The following is a 17,337-nucleotide window of genomic DNA, read 5'->3' on the forward strand; positions in this document are numbered from 1 at the left end:
CCGCGACATGAGTGGAAAGGCTGAGCCTTGCACATCCGCGTGCGAAGGGCTCGGCGAAATGGGAAGCCAGCCGCGACCGCCGGGGCGATCGCGACTGCTAGGGTTGGGATGTTACTTGCCGGACAGGATGTCGTCGTAGACCTGCGCGGTGTCCTTTTCGTAGAGCGCGCCGGTGATCACGTTGAAGCCCGGAGGAATGCCGCTGGCAGCCATATTGGCAAGCGAAAGCGCGACATAGCTGGTCGCCTGCGGGTCCTGCCACTGGCCGGCATTCACGTAGCCGGTCAGCACTTCCTGCGTGGTGTCGAGTGAGTTGCCCCAGCCGACCACCGGGATTTCGCCCGGCTTGATGCCGGCCTGGTCGAACACCCGCTTGATCGAGCCGGTCACCAGGTCGCCGAGACCGATGATTGCCTTGACCTTGGCCTTGTTGGCGGTGAGGTAGTCGACCATACGGTTGATGGCTTCGGCCTGGTCGAGCGTCGCTTCGGTGATTTCATAGGTGACGCCGAGCGGCTCGAAGACGCTCTTGATGCCTTCTTCTTCCTGCACGCCATAGGTGGCGCCCGGGATCTCGACCGGCATCCAGACGAAATCGCCCTTCTTCACCAGGCCCTTGTCGACCAGATACTGCGCCCAGTGCTTGCCGAAGGTGACGTTGTCGCCGCCGACATAGGCGTTGAAGTCGGCTTTCGGATCGGGCGTGTTGAAATTGATGATCGGGATTTTGGCCGCCCGCGCTTCCTTGACGATCTCGATCAGGCTGCCCGGATCGGGGCTCGTGGTGACGATGCCATCGGCCTTGGCGGCGAGGGCGGCGCGAACCGCTTCCTGCTGCGAGGCCACATCGCCATTGTGGAACGAGGTGTTGACGGTGTTGCCGGTGTCCTTGGCCCATTGCTTGGCGCCGGCGAGGAAGTAGGTCCATACCGGATCGGCCGGCCCGCCATGCGAAATCCAGTAGAACGTCTTGGCCTGTGCCGCCGCCGGAACAATCGTCAGCGCCACCAACAGGCCGTATAGAACGAGTCTTAGCCGTGTCAGCATTTGATTTCCTCCCGTTTGTAGATGGTCAGTTCAAAATCCGTCCCTTGTATTCCGGCGACCGCCGGATTGCGTCTTTTGCCAGCGCCGGTTGGATGCGTCAGAGCATTCCCTTTTTCGACGGATGGCAAGCCTCCATCTGCAGATGTAGTTGTCGTCTGACGAGGCGCCATCAACGCTCCCATCAGATTGCATCAGTTCAGGTGATTTTCCGACTGTCGGATAATTGGTGTCGAGGCTCAGCCGAGCAGATTGTCTTCGCCGTGTCCGGCGTGCCGGTTGCGCCACAGCCTGAACAGCCGGTCGAACGCCAGCGCGAGCACGGTCAGGGCGCCGGTGGCGAAGGTGCTCCATGCGGCATCGACGCCAAGCAACGTCACCGCGCTTAGGATCATCTGGACGATCAGGACACCGATCGCCGCACCGACGACGCTGCCATGCCCTCCCGAAAGCGATGTGCCGCCGATGATGGCCGCCGCAATCGCCAGCAGCGCGAAGCCGCTGCCGTAGCCGGGGGCGATGGCGCCCTGGGCGCCGACATGGATCACGCCGGCCAGCGCGGCCATCGCACCCATCAGCACCAGCGTCAGCAGTCGCACCTCGGGCGTCGGAATGCCGGCATAGGCAGCGGCCTGGCGGTTGCTGCCGACGGCCTGGACCCGGTAGCCAAAGCGGGTGCGGTGGAGCACGACGTGCATCGCCAATGCCAGCACGACGAAAACGATGCAAGCCGCCGGCACGACCGCGAAGGCCTTGCCGGAGAGCGTCGTGAAGAAACCGCTGTCTGCGCCGGGCGGTGCTATCGTCTGTCCCTTGCCGGCCACCAGCGACAGGCCCTCGATCATCCACCAGGTGCCGAGCGTCACCACCATGGCCGGCAGGCGCAGCGTGATTACCAGCAGCCCGTTGATGAGGCCGAGGGCGGCGCCGAGCGCGATCCCGACCAGGGCGGCAAGCCACGGGTCGATGCCGGAAACCATCAAAAGGCTGGCGACAACCGCCGCGAGATGGAACACCGCGCCCGCCGAAAGGTCGATGTCGCGCATGGTGAGCACGAACACCATGCCGATCGCCAGCAGGCCGGGCAGGGCGGCGAGCCCGACAGCGGCACCGGTCTCTGCCGGCAGCCGAATGCTACGTCTCGGCTTACGGTTCGCCGACCCGGCTAGCGGCGGTGCGGTATCGGTTCTGGTCATGCAACGCCCTCGCGACTGGTCTGTCGGCCTTCGCCCTCTGCCTCGCCTGCCGCAATCAGCTGCAGCAGCCTCCCGCCATCCATGTCGGCGCCGGCGATCTCGCCCGCGAGCCGGCCCTGGTGGAAGGCAAGGATGCGATCGCTCAAACCGGTCAGCTCGGACAACTCTCTCGAATGCAGCAGCACGATACAGCCGCTGGCCGCCATCTGCCGGATCAACGCATAGATTTCCTGCTTGCTGCCGATATCGATGCCGCGCGCCGGCTCGTCGAGCAGCACCACTTGCGGGCCGATTTCCAGCCATTTGGCGATGATCACCTTCTGCTGGCCGCCGGCCGACAGCGAGCCCGCCGGCGTCTCCGGAGTGGACCTGATGCGCAGCGCCTCGATCTGCCGCGCGGCGCGGCCGAGCGCCATCACGGGTGAATACCAGCGCGACCCCCAGTCGCGTGCGCCGACGACGACGTTCGCCAGGTTGAAGGCGATGGACTTGTCTTGCATCAGCCCGTTGCCGCGCTCGCCTGAAATCATGCAGATGTTGCGCCGCGCCGCTTCGGTGCGGGTCTTCGGTAAGCCGTCCCCGTCCGGGAAGCGCACTCTGCCCGCGCGTGCCTTTTGCTGTCCGAACAACAGGGCAAGCAGGTCCGACACGCCGGAGCCGGCAAGCCCGGCAAGGCCGACGATCTCGCCCGCGCGCGCCGTGAAGCTGACGTCGGACAATCTGCCGCCGCCAAGCCCCGAAACCGCGAGTTGCGGCCGCAGCGTGCCGGCAAGCGTCGGCATGGCTCGGAGCGGCAGCGGGAACAGCGACTGGCGCAACTGGCCGATCATCGCTTCCTCCGACGTCGTCAGCTCCTGTCGCGCCTTTGACAGCACGTCGCGGCCGTTGCGCATGACCGTCAGCTGGTCGGCAATGGCCAGCGCATCCTCCAGCCGGTTCGAGGCGTAGAGCATGCTCATGCCCTTGGCTTTCAGCCCCCGCAGCACCGCGAACAGCCGATCTGTCTCACGCCGGTCGAGCGCCGAATGAGGATCGTCGAGGATGAGCAGTCTCGGGTTTTCCAGCAGAGCGCGGGCGATCGCGATGAGTTGCCGCTCACCCGGCCCGAACTCGCCGAGCCGGGCGTGGACATCGACAACGAGACCAAGCTGGCGAAGCAAGTCACGGCTGCGCGCCTCCATTTCGCGCCGCGAGATCAGTCCGTTGTGCAGCGGTTCGCGGTTGACGAACAGATTGGCCAGCACCGGGCGCTCCGCAAACAGCCCGGCCTGCTGCAGGACGACGCCGATGCCAAGCTTTCGCGCCGCATTGGGGCTGCTGATCGTTGCCTTCTTGCCGTCAAACTCGATAGTGCCGCTGTCTGTCCGGACGATGCCCGCCAGCACCTTGATCAGCGTCGATTTGCCGGCGCCGCTTTCGCCAACCACCGCGTGGATCGAGCCGCGCTCGACCGCAAGGGTCATGTCTTCGAGCACGACCGTGCCGCCAAAGCGCTTGGCGATAGTGCGCACCAACAGTATCGGCGAATCGGACATACGGACGGCCCCCCGACCGCGTCGCGATCTTGGAGCGGATTGCATCCGCAGTCACCCGGCTTTCGCATAAAATTGTGTTGATGGTGATCCGGGGCGAAAGCCGGTTAGGGTTTGTCGAGATTCAGGTCAGGCCGAGTCGAGAATGGTGGGTTCCGAGAACCGGAACGGAGCGTACATTTGGGTACGTGAGTACCGGAAGCGCAGGAAACCGCCATTCGCAGGCCGGCATCACCTGAAGATCGGCAAGCCCTAGATCAGATCGGCCTTCGCCAGATCCCGCATGAGATGGCTGGCGCCGTAGGTCCAGTGTGGGCAGTCGGGCGACAGCCGCACCCGGTTGACCAGCGCGCCGAATTTCTCGGACGAGATGGTGACGATGTCGCCGACCTTGTGGGTAAACCCCTTGCCCTTCTCGCCGCGATCCTTCGACGGCACGAACATAGTGCCGAGATAGAGCGCCAGCCCGTCCGGATACTGGTGGTGCGGCCCCATGGCGGCGGCAACCAGCTCTTCCGGCGAGCGGCTGATCTCGGCCATCGAGCTTGCGCCCTCCAGCGAAAACCCGTCCTCGCCCTCGACCTTCAGGCGCACGACGGCCCGCTTGACGTCGTCGATCGAGAATTTGTCGTCGAACAGGCGGATGAAGGGACCAAGGGCGGCCGAGGCATTGTTGTCCTTGGCCTTGCCGAGCAGCAGCGCCGAACGCCCTTCGACGTCGCGCAGATTGACGTCGTTGCCGATTGTGGCGCCGACGATCCTGCCGCTGCTGGCGGCGATCATGGCGATCTCCGGTTCCGGATTGTTCCAGGTCGACACTGGATGCAGGCCGACATCGGCGCCGAAGCCGACCGAGGCCATCGGCTGGCATTTGGTAAAGATCTCGGCATCGGGGCCGATGCCCACTTCCAGATATTGCGACCAGGCGCCGCGCGCGATGAGCTTGGCCTTGATCTCCATCGCTTCGGGCGAGCCGGGCTTCAGCTTCGACAGATCGTGGCCGATCAGTCCGGCAATGTCGGCGCGGATGGCGTCGGCTTTCTCCGCCGAACCGCGCGCCTGTTCCTCGATGACCCGTTCCAGCAGGCTGACGACGAAGGTGACGCCCGACGCCTTGACGGCCTGCAGGTCGACCGGGGAGAGCAGGTACGGCCTTGCCGGATCGCGCTTGGTCTCAAAACTGTTGGCGGCGATGTCATCGAGCGATCCGATCGCTCTGCCCTTGGCCGATAACACATGAGCGGCGGGATCCGGCATCTCGCAGATGTCGCGCACAGTCGGTGCCGCACGCGACGTGATGTCGAAGACGGTGCCATCGCGCACCGTGACCACCAGCGGATGCGAGGCGCTGCTGACGCGGCCGACAAAAAGGCCATCAGTGGGCAGATGCGTCTGGTTCGTCATGGCGTTCGTCCTCTGAAATGATCGACAATGCGGCTGGCTGGATCGGCGCGGCACTTTCACCGGATTCCCGTCAAAGGTCTATCCCGTCGCTGGCAATCGGAAAACTGAAGCGCTCTTTCAAAATTGTGAAATTCTGACTAGAATTTTCACTCGACGCAGCGCTTCAGGTGACCCTTGCCCATACCATTCTCCGATCCGATCTGGCGCAAGCCGCAAGCGGCTTCCAGGTTTCAATCGCTTTTTCCCAGCGGCGAAAAGGCCGATGTCGTCATTGTCGGCGGCGGTATCATGGGTCTGTCGACGGCTTTGCATGCCGCCGGGCTTGGCATGTCGGTGCAGGTGCTGGAGGCTGGCGAGATCGGCCAGGGCGCATCGGGCCTGAATGGCGGCCAGGTCATTCCCGGTCTGAAATACGATCCTGAATGGTTGCTGGAGCATTTTGGTCCGGAGCGCGGCGAGGCGCTCGTCAATTTCGCGGCGTCGACGGCTGATGCGGTCTTCGAACTGATCCGCGACGAGAAGCTGGCGGTGCCGTTCGTTCGCAATGGCTGGATCCAGGCGGCGCACACCGAGGTCGCGCTGAAGGCGGCGGCGACCCGCGACCGGCAATGGCGGGCGCGCGGCGCCGATGTTAGGCTTTTGAGCGCAGCTGAGATCGCGGCGATGACCGGTGCCCAGGGCTATCTCGGCGGCTGGCTCGACCGCCGCGCCGGTGTGATCGATCCGCTTGCCTATACGTCGGAACTCGCCCGTGTCGCGGCCGCGGCTGGAGTGAGGATAGCTGAGCGCGAAAAGGTCGTGCGGCTCGCCAATGCCGCAGGTGTTTGGCGTATTTCGACCGAAAATGGCCTGGAATTGCAGGCGAAGGCAGTCGTGCTGGCGACCAACGCCTATACGGACGGACTGATCCCTGGGCTCGCGGAGACGATCGTTCCGCTGCATTCCTTCCAGATCGCCACAGCGCCGTTGCCGCCCAACCTAGCGGCCACGATCCTGCCGGAAGGGCAGGCGGTGTCGGACTCCCGTCGCATCCTTGTCTATTACCGCAAGAGCGCCGATGGCCGGCTTGTGCTTGGTGGGCGGGGTCGCATGGCCTTGCCGACGAGCACTAGTGACTGGGCGCATCTCGAGCGGGCGTTGCGGCGGCTCTATCCCATGCTATCAGACGTCGCCATCGAGAGGCGCTGGTTCGGCCGGGTGGCGATGACGCCGGACCATCTGCCGCACATCCACGAGCCTGAGCAAGGCCTGTTGGCCGTGGTCGGCTGCCAGGGCCGTGGTGTCGGCCTAATGACCGCGCTTGGCGAGCGCATCGCTGGCTACCTCCAAAGTGGCGACGCCAGGCAGTTGCCATTCCCGGTCTCGCCGATCCGGCCGATCCCGCTCCACGCCTTCCGCCAGGTCGGCGTCGCCGCAACCATCGCCTGGTATCGCCTGCTCGATGCGCTGGAGCGCTGACCAGGGCAATTCATCTCCATGGGATTCCGTTAGGGGATTCTGCTTGACAGTTTCATGAATATGAAAAACTCTAGGCTAATTTCAAATTTCCGATAGGCAGGTCGATGTCGACCCTAGTTGCAACATCAGCGCCAGAGGCCCGGTCTTCATCGGGCTTCCGGTTCGCCATGTTGCTGCCGGGCGCGCTGGTCACCTTGCTGCTGATCTTGTTTGCGCTTGGCCTCGTGCTTTTCCTGGCCTTCCGCAACAATGACGGTTCGCTGCTCGGCGCCGGCTTCACCGTGGCGAATTTTGTCACCGTGGTGTCCGATCCGCTGTACTGGACGGTGACGCTGCGCTCGCTGGTCATTGCCGCTCTGGTCACGCTGGCGACGGTCGTCACCGCCTATCCCGTCGCCTACTACCTTGCCTTCCACGCCGGACGGCGGCGCGGCCTGCTGCTGTTCCTGGTGACGCTGCCGTTCTGGACCAGTTATCTCCTGCGCGTCTTCGCCTGGAAGATCGTGCTGGCCTATAACGGCGTGCTGAACTCGGCGCTGATCGAAAGCGGCATCTGGTCCGAGCCGACATTGGCCTTTCTCAACACGCCGGCCGCCGTCGTCGTCACGCTCGCGCACGCCTATGCGCCGTTTGCCATCCTGCCGATCTATGTGGCACTGGACACGATCCCGAAATCGCTGATCGAGGCCGCTTCCGATCTCGGCGCGCGGCCATTCACCTCTTTCCGCCGTGTCGTGCTGCCCAATTCGATGCCAGGCGTGCTGGCGGCAGCCCTTGTCGTCTTCGTGCCGACGGTCGGCGACTATGTCACGCCGGCGCTCGTCGGCGGTCCGGCCAGCACCATGATCGGCACGTTGATCCAGGCGCAATTCGGCAAGGCCAATGACTGGCCGTTTGGCGCTGCACTCTCCGTTGCCGTGATGCTGGTCATCCTCTGCGTGGTGCTGGTCGCGCGCTTCGCCGACCGCAGATTTGGCAGCCGCACATGAGCGAGGGGCGGCACACACAGCGAGGCGGCGGCTGGCTTGGCGTCTACGTCGTCGCCTATCTGGTCTTTCTCTATCTGCCGGTCCTGCTGATCCCGCTGTTTTCCTTCAACAACTCGATCCAGGTGGCGTTTCCGCTGCAAGGCTTTACCTTGCAATGGTACGCGACTTTGTTCGGCAATTCGGCGCTGACCGGCGCGCTCTTGAACAGCCTCGTCATCGGTGCCATTGCCGCCACGGGTGCGACGCTGTGCGGCATCACCGTGTCCTACATGGACCTCTATGGCCGCTCGCCGCTGGCCACCACCATCAGCGCCATCGCCCGGCTGCCGATCCTGATCCCGGGCGTCATCGTCGGCATATCGCTGCTGATCCTCATCAACCTCATCGGTCTGGGGCCATCGCGCATCGCCATCGTTCTCGGCCACATATTGGTCGCGCTGCCGACGACGGTGGTGATCATGCGCAGCCGCTTCGCCGCCATCCCGAAAACCATTCGCGAGGCGGCTCTCGATCTCGGTGCCTCCGACTGGACCACATTCCGGCGGGTCATGCTGCCGCTCAGCCTGCCGGCGATCGTCTCGGCCTTCATGCTGGCCTTCCTGATCTCGTTCGACGAATTCATCGTCGTCTTCTTCCTGGCCGGCACCGAGCCGACGCTGCCGCTGTACATCTGGAGCCAGCTGCGTTTTCCAAAGTCGCTGCCGACGGTCATGGCGCTGGGCACATCGATCCTGGCTGTGTCCTTTGTCATTGCTGCAGCAGCCGAAATCCTGCGCCATCGCGGCCTGTCCGCACCGGCGCCCGCCGATCCATCACAACCAAAACAAACCAAGAGAGGAGAACTGCAATGGCATTCGACCTGAAATCTGGCGACCTGAAATCTGGCCACCTGAAATCTGGAAAGACGGTCCGGGCTGGCCTGGCCGCCCTGGCATTGGCGCTGTCGTCGACCGTCGCTTTCGCCGGCGACAAGCTGCAATATTTCACCTGGTCGGGCTACGAACTGCCCGACTTCAACAAGAGCTTCCTCGCCGCACATCCCGATGGCGTCGAGGCCTCCATCTTCGGTGACGACGACGACGCCTTCACCAAGGTCAAGGCCGGCTTCCGCCCCGACATTGCGCATCCCTGCTATGACAAGGTGGCGCGCTGGAACAAGGAAGGCCTGCTGCAACCGATCGACACCAAACGCATCAAGAACTGGGATTCGATCTTCCCGGTGTTCAAGAACCTGCCCGACCTGCAGGCCGGTGACGGCAAGGTCTGGATGGTGCCGTGGGACTGGGGCAACACCTCGATCCTCTACCGCACCGATCTGGTGAAGAACCCGGAAGCGAGCTGGAACCTTCTATGGGACAAGCAGTATGCAGGCCGTATGGCGACGATCGACGCCGTGCATGACACGCCTGTGGTGGCGGCGCTGCTCGCCGGCGTCAATCCGTTCGACATGACGCCGGAGCAAATGGACAAGGTGGCCGAGAAGCTGCGAGAGCAGCGGCCGCTGCTCTCCAACTACACCACCGACATGACCTCGGTAGAACAGGCGCTGGCCAGCGGCCAATTGGTCGCCGCCATGACCTGGAACGCGTCGGCCACCTCGCTGAAAAAGCAAGGCGTGCCGGTCGAGTTCATGAAGCCGAAGGAAGGCATGCTGACCTGGGCCTGCGGTTTCGTCATGCTCAAGGACGCCAAGAATGTCGATCTCGCCTATGATTTCATCAACAGCCGGCTGGACGCCGACTCCGGCAAATACCTGATCGAGGCCTATGGTTATGGCAGCTCGCTGAGCTCCGCCTTTGCCACGGTTCCGAAGGAGGAACTGGAGAAGTTGCAACTGCCGTCCGATCCCGAGGTGATGCTGAAGACCACCATCTTCACCGGACCGATGAAACAGAATGACGACCTCGCCAAGATGTTCGAAAAGGTCAAGGCAGGCGGGTAAGTTGAAGTCTTCCTTCTCCCCTTGTGGGGTGAGCAGCCGGTTCGCGTAAGCGAATTCATCGTGCCAGTGGCACGATGAAAGGCCGGCGAACGCCGGGACGCTGCGAAGCAGCGGGGACCCGGCAGGGTGGATCGACTAACCACGCCCGGCCCTTCGCAGGCTCAGGGCGTTCGAAGCTCGAAAAGCCAAGCAATTGGCTTTTCATTCGCTGCGCGAACCGCTTCTCACCCCACAAGGGGAGAAGGGAACAAGACGAGGACCGACCGATGGACATGCTGGATGAAGCGGTTAAAAAGCCGAAGGACGATGCCGATGTGCGGGTCGGCCGGCGCGTGCGGGCGCTGCGGCTCGAGCGCAACCTGTCATTGGCCGATCTTGCTGCAAAAGCCGGTGTGTCGATCGGTGCGCTCAGCCAGATCGAGCGCGGCATGTCCTCGCTGCGCGTCAAGGTGATCTGGCCGCTCGCCGCCGCCCTCGATATCGAGCCGTCGGCGCTGATCGCCGACGGCAACGATGCCGTCAACGACCTCTATTGCGTGCGTGCCAACAGCCGCCGTGCCATCCCGGTGAAATCGGAAGGCATTGCCAAGGCGCTGCTGTCGCCGCCGGGCGCGACACTGACCGGCATGCTGGTGACGGTGGAAGCCCGCGGCGGCACGGCCGAGGCCTATGCCCATGCCGGCCATGAATTCGGCTTCGTGCTGGCCGGCGAGGTCGAACTGGTGGTGGATTCGACAAATTACGTGCTGAAGGCCGGCGATAGTTTTGCGTTCAAGAGCACGCTTTTGCATGCCTTCCGCAATCCGGGTGCCGAGCGCTGCCAGATCCTCTGGGTCAACACCACGAAGCCGTCCGAGGTTCGCGATGGCGCCTGATCCACTTGTGCGGCTGCAGGCGGTCTCAAAAATCTTTCCCGGCGGCATCATCGGGCTCGACGCCGTCGATCTCGACATTATCAGCGGCGAATTCATCACGCTGCTCGGCCCGTCCGGCTGCGGCAAGACCACCAGCCTGCGCGTCATCGCCGGCTTCGAAAGCCCGTCGAGCGGCAAGGTGCTGCTCGATGGTCGCGATATCACGGCCCTTCGGCCCTTCGACCGGCCGGTCAACACCGTTTTCCAGGACTACGCGCTGTTCCCGCACATGAATGTCGCCGAAAATGTCGGCTTCGGCCTCTCGCTGCGCAAACTATCTGGTGCAGAGCAGGCAAAGCGCACCGGCGAAGCGCTCGACATGGTCGGCCTCGCCGACAAGATCGGCGCCCGCGTCTCCGAACTGTCGGGCGGCCAGCGCCAGCGTGTCGCACTGGCGCGCGCCATCGTCTGCGAGCCGCGCGTCCTGCTGCTCGACGAGCCGCTGTCGGCGCTCGATGCGCATCTGCGCGAACAGATGCAGGTCGAACTGAAGCGGCTGCAGTCGCGGCTCGGCACCACCTTCGTCATGGTTACCCACGACCAGACCGAAGCGCTGTCGATCTCCGACCGCATCGTCGTCATGAACAAGGGCCGCATCGAGCAGATCGCACCGCCGGCCACGCTCTACGACCGGCCCGCCACGAAGTTTGTGGCGAGCTTCATCGGCACCATGAATCTCCTGCAATCACGGTTTATCGGCCGCGATGGCGATCGCTTGCGGTTCACCGCCGGCACCCTGCCGCTGGAGGCTATTTCTGAAACCGGCCAGTCACCCGGCGAAGGCGAGGTGCGGACCATTGGCGTGCGCCCGGAGGATTTGCTGGCGATGACCGAGGCCGCGCCCGGCACCGCACCGGCACGCGTCAACAGCATCGTCTTTCATGGCCGCACGCTGCGCCTGCATGCCGAACTCGGGGAGGGCGCACCTGTTGTCATCGATGCACCGCGCCAGGCCGAGGGTTTTCAATTCAGCGCCGGCGACGTGGCGCATATCAGCCTGCGCCGTGGCGCCAATTGCCCGATGCTTCCAAGCTAGTCTCATCGGATCAAATCCACGCTTGACTCCAAGAATTGTTCCTGTTTTGTTCTAGAGATAGAGGAAAATAGGAGCGTTCTTCGCCGGGCGTGTGCATATGTATTGGCAAGGTGAATTCGATTTCGGCATACCAGTGCCGCCGTGGCAACCAAAGCGGCCGGATCGTGCCTTCTTCGGATTGTTTTTGCAGCCTGAGTACTATGGTCCGTTCGCCGATCTGCGGACCCAGCTTTGTCATCAACACGGAATAGTTGGGTCGCTGCTGTCGGTTGAACGGTTCCATCTGAGTCTGCAGCATGCTGGCGACTACAGGCGGCTGCGGTCGAAGACCGTCTTTGCCGGGTTACGATCGGGCCAGCGTGTCCGCATGCCTGCTTTCGAGGTCACGTTTGGCCATGTCGGCAGCTTTCCAGGTCGCCCAGCGACCAGGGGCAGGCCACCTCATCGCCCGTTTGTGCTTCTAGCCGATGATGGACCGGTTTTCGAACTCCACAAATTGCTTGGTGTCGAGACGCTCAGGAATGGGCTCAAAGCATCGGATCGTTTCGTTCCGCATCTGACACTTGCTTACGATCAAAAGTTCATCCCTCGGCAGCCCATCGAACCGATCAGCTTCGTTGCCCATGACTTTACCTTTGTTCACAGCTTGCGCGGTCTGAGAAAGTACCTCTTCCTGGATCGTTGGCCTTTAGCGTTGGCATCGTAGTTCGCAAGCTGGTCGATCCGTCCTGACACGGATTGTCAGCTACCGCACGGTCCGACGATGGCAGGCCAGCAGGCCGTTCCCTATTTGCAGTGCGTCTGAACAGGAGGAACACAAATGACCATCGCAGAAATTGCCAAGGATTTCACCGAGCTGCTCAAGCAGGGCGACAACGAGAGTGCCGCTGAGAAGTACAACGCCGACGATATCGTCAGCTACGAAGCCATGGAGGGGCCAATGGCTATCGCCCGTGGCAAGGAGGCTCTCAGGCAGAAGGGCCAGTGGTGGCAGGAGAACAATGAAGTGCATGGCGGCTCGGTCGAGGGTCCCTATGTCAACGGCGACCAGTTCGCGGTGCGCTTCAAGTTCGACATAACGCCCAAGGCTACCGGCGAGCGTGTCACCATGGATGAAGTCGGCCTCTACACGGTCAAGAACGGCAGGATCGCCGAAGAGCGCTTCTATTATTGAGGCCGCGGTGCCACCGGCTTCCGGGAGCTTGCTCTCCTCGTTGCAGGGTCGAAAATAGACATGGCGGTCGGGACGATGTCCTGGCCGCCATGTGGGATGCTCAAATCGTCTTCACATACTGCGCAAGCTGATCGGCCACCGTGCCCCAGCCGTCGAAGAAACCCATCTCTTCATGGTTGTTGCGGGTCGCCTCGTCGCGGTGGATGGCGGTGGCGGTGTATCGTGTTCCTTTACCGTCCGGCTGCAGGGAAATGACCGCGGTGATGAACGGCTCTCCGGACGGCCGGTAGCCCGGCAGCAGCGCGTCCGTCCACACCAGCCGCTCGTTCGGCACGATTTCGAGATAGCAACAATGGCGGTCGTTGACCTCCTTGCCGTCTGGCGACTGCATGCGCGTGCGGAACAGCCCGCCCGGCCTGAGGTCGATCTCGCAGTCGGTGATCATCCAGGGCTTCGGCGTGAACCATTGCTTGACATGCTCCGGCGTCGTCCAGGCGCGCCACAGCAATTCGCGCGGCGCATCGATGACGCGCTCCAGCACGAGGTCCAGTCTGGGATCCGGCTTGAGGGGATAGCTCATTTTTCTGTCTCCTTGAGGGTCATCACATAGGCGTCGAACTGGTCGAGGCGGCGCTCCCAAAGCGTGCGCTGTTCGGCCAGCCAGTTTTCGGCAAGCTTCAGCGGCTCGGGCGCCAGTTCATAGGTCCTGACCCGGCCGGTCTTTTGCGAGCGCACCAGCCCGCAGACCTCAAGCACCTTGAGATGCTCGATGAAGGACGGCAGCGCCATCTCGAAAGGTTCTGCGAGTTCGCTGACCGAAGCGGGGCTGCGGTTCAACCGCTCGACAACGCGGCGTCGCGTCGGGTCGGCAAGAGCGCGAAAGATGCCGTCGATCGGTGGAGGGCTCGGAGTTGTGGTCTGGAGGCTTGTCATTGGTTGGTCCCGAGGCGCTGTCAAAACACTTAGGAAAATTCCTTAGTGTTGGCAAGGGCAAAACCGAAGGCATGCCGGGGAGCGCTGGCAAAGCGCGCGGAGCGTCCTTAATCTGCGGTCAGATTCGAAATCGGAAGGGCCACTGTTTTGACGATCACCATCTACGGCATCACCACCTGCGACACGGTCAAGAAGGCGCGCGTCTGGCTGGAGGGCCATGACGTTGCCTACCGGTTTCACGATTTCAGGGTAGAGGGGCTGAACGCCAAGCGGCTGGATGGCTGGGTCGGCAAGGTCGGCTGGGAAAAGCTGCTCAACAAGGCGAGCACGACGTTCCGCGAACTGGCGGACAAGGACAAGCAGGGCCTCGACGAAAAGAGGGCCAAGGCGCTGATGCTGGCCAAACCGACCATGATCAAGCGGCCGGTGCTGGAGGTCGGCGACCGGGTTCTGGTTGGATTCAAGGCCGATGTTTATGAAGCGGCGGTGAAGTAGCGTAGCGAGACATTGACGCTGCCAATCTCCCCCCTTGCGGGGGAGATGGCCGGCAGGCCAGAGGGGGGTGTGAAGGATCGCCGGCCTCTAACGAATTTCGTTCCGGCGCAAACCTGTCTCAAGTCGCTGCGAATAGATGGCAGGTCTGAGGGACAGCACCCCCCTCTGCCCTGCCGGACATCTCCCCCGCAAGGGGGGAGATCAGATGTCGCCGCGGCTTTCGCCAATGGCCAACGTTGCAGAACGTAGGCGCACCTCAACCCCTTTCGACGAGATACCCCGCCAGCGCCACCGCATTGTTATGCGCTTCATCATGCGCGCCATAGAGCAGCGTCACCTTGCCGTGGCTGATCAAGCCTCGCAATTCACTCACCGCCTCGCCATTCCCATCCAGCTCGACACCATACCGCTCCTGAAACTCCGCCCAGCGCGCCGGCTCGTGGCCGAACCATTTGCGCAACTCGTCGCTCGGCGCGATGTCCTTCAACCACAGCGCCAGCGCGGCGTCCTTCTTGCTGATGCCGCGTGGCCAGATGCGGTCGACCAGAACCCGCTGCCCGTCATCGGGCGCGGGTGGCTCGTAGATACGCTTGACCTTCAGGTCGAAGGCCATCGGACCCTCCGTATGCAGGTCAGGCCCACTCGCCCTTGCGCATGACAGGCACGCGGGCGCCGTCCTTGTGAACGCCGTCAATGTCGATCCTGTCCGAACCGATCATCCAGTCGATGTGGATCAAGCTCTTGTTGCCGCCGCGCGCCGCGATCTCGTCCTGGCTGAGCGAGGCGCCGTCGACGAAGCACTTCGAATAGCACTGGCCGAGTGCGATGTGGCAGGCGGCGTTCTCGTCGAACAGCGTGTTGAAGAACAACAGCCCGCTCGCCGAGATCGGCGAGGAATGCGGCACCAGCGCCACCTCGCCGAGGCGGCGCGCGCCCTCATCTGTATCGAGCACCTTCTTCAGCACATCCTCGCCCTTCGAAGCCTTGGCCTCGACGATCCTGCCTTCCTCGAAACGCACCGAGATCTCATCGATCAGCGTGCCCTGGTAGGACAACGGCTTGGTCGAGCAGACATGACCCTCGACCCGCCTTGCATGCGGCGTGGTGAAGACCTCCTCCGTCGGGATGTTGGGATTGCAGGTGATGCCGTTCTTGGCAGTCGAGGCGCCGCCCATCCATTCATGGCCGTCCGCCAGCCCAACCGTCAGGTCGGTGCCAGGCCCGGTGAAGTGCAGCGCATGGAAATTATGGCCGTTGAGCCATTCGGTGCGGCTGCGCAGCGCTGCGTTGTGCGCTTTCCAGTTGCCGATCGGATCCTCAACATCCACCCGCGACGCGGCGAAGATGGCGTCGGCAAGCTTGGCTACGGCTACGTCGTCGCTGTCTTCCGGAAAAACCTGCCTGGCCCAGGCGAGGTCCGGATAGGCGACGATGTTCCAGTTGATGTCGAAGCCGGTGATCTTTTCCAGCGCCGGCTGATAAGCCATCGAATTGGCCTTGTTGGCGCGCGCCACTTTCGCCGGGTCCTGCGCCGACAACAGCGACGGATCCTCGCCGCGCACGGCCAGCCTTGCCGCATTGTTGGAAAAGGCTTTCGCCATGCCTTCATAGAGCCAGCCGGCGGCATGGTCGAAGCTCGCATCGGCGCCGAAGCGATAGCGCGCCAGCGTCATCTCGTCGTCGTTGAAGATCGGCGTCACCAGGCCGGCACCGGCCTTGTAGGCGTGCTCGACGATCCGCCTGGTCAGCGGCAGTGCCGCGATGGAGGATGTCAGCACCAGATCCTGTCCTGGCTGCAATTGCAGCCCGACCTTGATGGCGACTTCCGCCAGCCTGTCGAGCTTCACCGGGTCGATCGATGCGGAAACGCCGCGCGAATGTGTGGTCATGATCCTGCCTGTCGTAGTTTGATGTCCGACTCACCATAGAGCGGCGCCACGGCGCTTTCCACCGCGATCGCGCCGGCGGGTCCCGTGGTTGCCGATCCGAACTGCACCATGGTTGCCTCGATCTCTTCCTTGATCCAGGCCTTGAAATCCCGGACCTTGCCGCTTTCGGCCTTGGTGCTGGAGGTCACCAGCCAATAGCCGAGCCCGCTCTGGGCGCGGATTCCGAAAGGCGCCACCAGCCGCCCATCGGCCAGCGCATCGGCGGCGAGCAATTGCCAGCCCAGCATCACGCCGTGGCCGGCAATCGCCGATTCCAGACACAGCATCGGGTCGGTGAAACGCGCCCCCTTCAGGAAGGTGACGGGTGGAACGCCGGCTGTCTCGAACCAGCTTTCCCAGTTGATCATTGCCCGCTCGTCGGTAATCGCGCAGGTCTGGGCAAGGTCTTCGATCGACTTCAGTTTCTTGGCGATCGCCGGCGCGCAGACCGGGAAGACTTCCTGCGCCAAGAGCAGTTCCGTGCGCCCGCCCGGCCATTTGCCGTCGCCGAGCCGGATGGCGATGTCGATGTCCGAGTGATCGAGATTGGCCAGCCGCACTGATGCGTCGATGCGCAGCAGCACGTTGGGATGCCGGTCGAAGTGGCGCGACAGTCGCGGCAAAAGCCACTTCGAGGCAAAGGCCGGCGCCACCGAAACCACCAATGTGCACTGCGTCGCCTCGTCGGCCAGCGCCACGGCCTGGGCAAGCTCGCGAAATCCAGTACCAAGGCGGGCCGCGAAGACGGCGCCGAATTCGGTCAGAACGAGACCGCTCGCCGTTCGTTCGAACAGCGCCTGGCCAAGCTGCTTTTCGGTGCGGCTTATCTGCTGGCTGACGGCGCTGACGGAAACGTTGAGTTCACCGGCGGCCGCCGCCAGCGAACCGAGACGGGCAACGGTTTCGACGGCGCGAAGGCCGTTGAGATGAACGCGGTTGAGCATGGCCATTTGAGTTTTTCTAAACCGATCCGGCTGAAATCTCAATTGAAAGAGATATCGAAACGGCAGACTTTATCAGGGAGACAGACCTGTGGAGCCGGAAATGCTAAGGACCTTGTCGTCGTCGCTGAAGGTCTTTTTCGCTGCGGGCAGGCCGCATGATCCGGGCCGGGAGAGCGAGGCGCAGAGATGGCTGACCGATCCGCTTTCGCATCCCGTGCTGAACACCATGTCGGAGCGCGAACTTGGCGACGTGCCGTTCAGGCTGACGGCGCGGCGGACAGTGCACGAGACGGCTTCATTGCATGCCGGTTTCGGCGGGCGCTGCTGAGCGGATGACGCGCCTTCCGA

Annotated in this window: 19 protein-coding genes; 10 read left to right on the forward strand and 9 right to left on the reverse strand. The window is 63.1% G+C overall.

From position 1 onward, the window contains the following. Window positions 1-111 precede the first annotated feature (111 nt). The 4 genes from ACFOJ9_RS09040 to ACFOJ9_RS09055 all read right to left on the reverse strand — a co-directional run bounded on the left by ACFOJ9_RS09040 (window position 112) and on the right by ACFOJ9_RS09055 (window position 5,176). Window positions 112-1,047: a substrate-binding domain-containing protein gene (locus tag ACFOJ9_RS09040; protein ID WP_378978559.1), complete on the reverse strand. Its 936-nt coding sequence runs from the start codon at window positions 1,045-1,047 to the stop codon at window positions 112-114. 236 nt (window positions 1,048-1,283) lie between these two features. Next, window positions 1,284-2,240: an ABC transporter permease gene (locus ACFOJ9_RS09045; protein WP_378978560.1), complete on the reverse strand. Its 957-nt coding sequence runs from the start codon at window positions 2,238-2,240 to the stop codon at window positions 1,284-1,286. Next, a complete protein-coding gene (locus tag ACFOJ9_RS09050) occupies window positions 2,237-3,775 on the reverse strand; it encodes a sugar ABC transporter ATP-binding protein (RefSeq protein ID WP_378978561.1) in 1,539 nt (512 codons plus the stop codon). Before ACFOJ9_RS09050 ends, ACFOJ9_RS09045 begins: the two co-directional genes overlap by 4 nt. A gap of 249 nt (window positions 3,776-4,024) precedes the next feature. Continuing rightward, window positions 4,025-5,176 carry a fumarylacetoacetate hydrolase family protein gene (locus tag ACFOJ9_RS09055; protein WP_378978562.1) on the reverse strand — a complete coding sequence of 384 codons (1,152 nt, stop codon included), beginning with the start codon at window positions 5,174-5,176 and terminating at the stop codon, window positions 4,025-4,027. A gap of 174 nt (window positions 5,177-5,350) precedes the next feature. Here ACFOJ9_RS09055 and ACFOJ9_RS09060 point away from each other — a divergent pair, with 174 nt between their 5' ends. The 8 genes from ACFOJ9_RS09060 (at window position 5,351) to ACFOJ9_RS09095 (ending at window position 12,689) form a co-directional block, all read left to right on the forward strand. Then, entirely contained in the window at window positions 5,351-6,634 is a 1,284-nt protein-coding gene (locus ACFOJ9_RS09060; RefSeq protein ID WP_378978563.1) for an NAD(P)/FAD-dependent oxidoreductase, read from the forward strand. 104 nt (window positions 6,635-6,738) lie between these two features. Continuing rightward, window positions 6,739-7,623, forward strand: coding sequence for an ABC transporter permease (locus ACFOJ9_RS09065; protein ID WP_378978564.1), 885 nt, complete (start codon window positions 6,739-6,741; stop codon window positions 7,621-7,623). Beyond that, window positions 7,620-8,486, forward strand: coding sequence for an ABC transporter permease (locus tag ACFOJ9_RS09070; protein WP_378978565.1), 867 nt, complete (start codon window positions 7,620-7,622; stop codon window positions 8,484-8,486). The genes ACFOJ9_RS09065 and ACFOJ9_RS09070 overlap by 4 nt, the downstream gene beginning before the upstream one ends. Further along, the gene (locus ACFOJ9_RS09075) at window positions 8,471-9,565 is read left to right on the forward strand and encodes an ABC transporter substrate-binding protein (protein WP_378978566.1); all 1,095 of its coding nucleotides are present in this window, start codon (window positions 8,471-8,473) and stop codon (window positions 9,563-9,565) included. The genes ACFOJ9_RS09070 and ACFOJ9_RS09075 overlap by 16 nt, the downstream gene beginning before the upstream one ends. Window positions 9,566-9,831: 266 nt before the next feature. Then, window positions 9,832-10,440 carry a cupin domain-containing protein gene (locus tag ACFOJ9_RS09080; RefSeq protein WP_378978567.1) on the forward strand — a complete coding sequence of 203 codons (609 nt, stop codon included), beginning with the start codon at window positions 9,832-9,834 and terminating at the stop codon, window positions 10,438-10,440. After that, window positions 10,430-11,515, forward strand: coding sequence for an ABC transporter ATP-binding protein (locus ACFOJ9_RS09085; protein ID WP_378978568.1), 1,086 nt, complete (start codon window positions 10,430-10,432; stop codon window positions 11,513-11,515). Before ACFOJ9_RS09080 ends, ACFOJ9_RS09085 begins: the two co-directional genes overlap by 11 nt. Window positions 11,516-11,612: 97 nt before the next feature. Then, entirely contained in the window at window positions 11,613-12,221 is a 609-nt protein-coding gene (locus tag ACFOJ9_RS09090; RefSeq protein ID WP_378978569.1) for a 2'-5' RNA ligase family protein, read from the forward strand. A gap of 114 nt (window positions 12,222-12,335) precedes the next feature. Further along, window positions 12,336-12,689, forward strand: a complete 354-nt coding sequence (locus ACFOJ9_RS09095) for a SnoaL-like domain-containing protein (RefSeq protein WP_378978570.1) — start codon at window positions 12,336-12,338, stop codon at window positions 12,687-12,689. Window positions 12,690-12,789: 100 nt separating this feature from the next. On the opposite strand, the gene ACFOJ9_RS09100 is transcribed toward ACFOJ9_RS09095, so the two are convergent. Continuing rightward, entirely contained in the window at window positions 12,790-13,269 is a 480-nt protein-coding gene (locus ACFOJ9_RS09100) for an SRPBCC family protein (protein ID WP_378978571.1), read from the reverse strand. Further along, the gene (locus tag ACFOJ9_RS09105; protein ID WP_378978572.1) at window positions 13,266-13,622 is read right to left on the reverse strand and encodes an ArsR/SmtB family transcription factor; all 357 of its coding nucleotides are present in this window, start codon (window positions 13,620-13,622) and stop codon (window positions 13,266-13,268) included. Before ACFOJ9_RS09105 ends, ACFOJ9_RS09100 begins: the two co-directional genes overlap by 4 nt. Window positions 13,623-13,769: 147 nt before the next feature. Between ACFOJ9_RS09105 and ACFOJ9_RS09110 the strand changes: the two genes are divergently transcribed. After that, window positions 13,770-14,117, forward strand: coding sequence for an ArsC family reductase (locus ACFOJ9_RS09110; protein WP_378978573.1), 348 nt, complete (start codon window positions 13,770-13,772; stop codon window positions 14,115-14,117). A gap of 256 nt (window positions 14,118-14,373) precedes the next feature. Here ACFOJ9_RS09110 and ACFOJ9_RS09115 read toward each other — a convergent pair whose 3' ends face one another. Genes ACFOJ9_RS09115 through ACFOJ9_RS09125 form a run of 3 tightly spaced genes read right to left on the reverse strand, consistent with a single transcriptional unit; the run spans window position 14,374 to window position 16,995 of the window. Next, the gene (locus tag ACFOJ9_RS09115) at window positions 14,374-14,730 is read right to left on the reverse strand and encodes a DUF488 domain-containing protein (protein WP_378978574.1); all 357 of its coding nucleotides are present in this window, start codon (window positions 14,728-14,730) and stop codon (window positions 14,374-14,376) included. A gap of 19 nt (window positions 14,731-14,749) precedes the next feature. Then, on the reverse strand, window positions 14,750-16,006 hold the full coding sequence (locus ACFOJ9_RS09120) for an aminopeptidase (protein WP_378978575.1): 1,257 nt from the start codon (window positions 16,004-16,006) through the stop codon (window positions 14,750-14,752). Next, window positions 16,003-16,995, reverse strand: a complete 993-nt coding sequence (locus tag ACFOJ9_RS09125; protein WP_378978576.1) for a LysR substrate-binding domain-containing protein — start codon at window positions 16,993-16,995, stop codon at window positions 16,003-16,005. Before ACFOJ9_RS09125 ends, ACFOJ9_RS09120 begins: the two co-directional genes overlap by 4 nt. A 94-nt stretch (window positions 16,996-17,089) precedes the next feature. Between ACFOJ9_RS09125 and ACFOJ9_RS09130 the strand changes: the two genes are divergently transcribed. After that, entirely contained in the window at window positions 17,090-17,317 is a 228-nt protein-coding gene (locus ACFOJ9_RS09130) for a hypothetical protein (RefSeq protein ID WP_378978577.1), read from the forward strand. The last annotated feature ends 20 nt before the right edge of the window (window positions 17,318-17,337 follow it).

Origin of the sequence: Mesorhizobium cantuariense (assembly GCF_042647205.1) — a bacterium.
GTDB lineage: Bacteria > Pseudomonadota > Alphaproteobacteria > Rhizobiales > Rhizobiaceae > Mesorhizobium > Mesorhizobium cantuariense.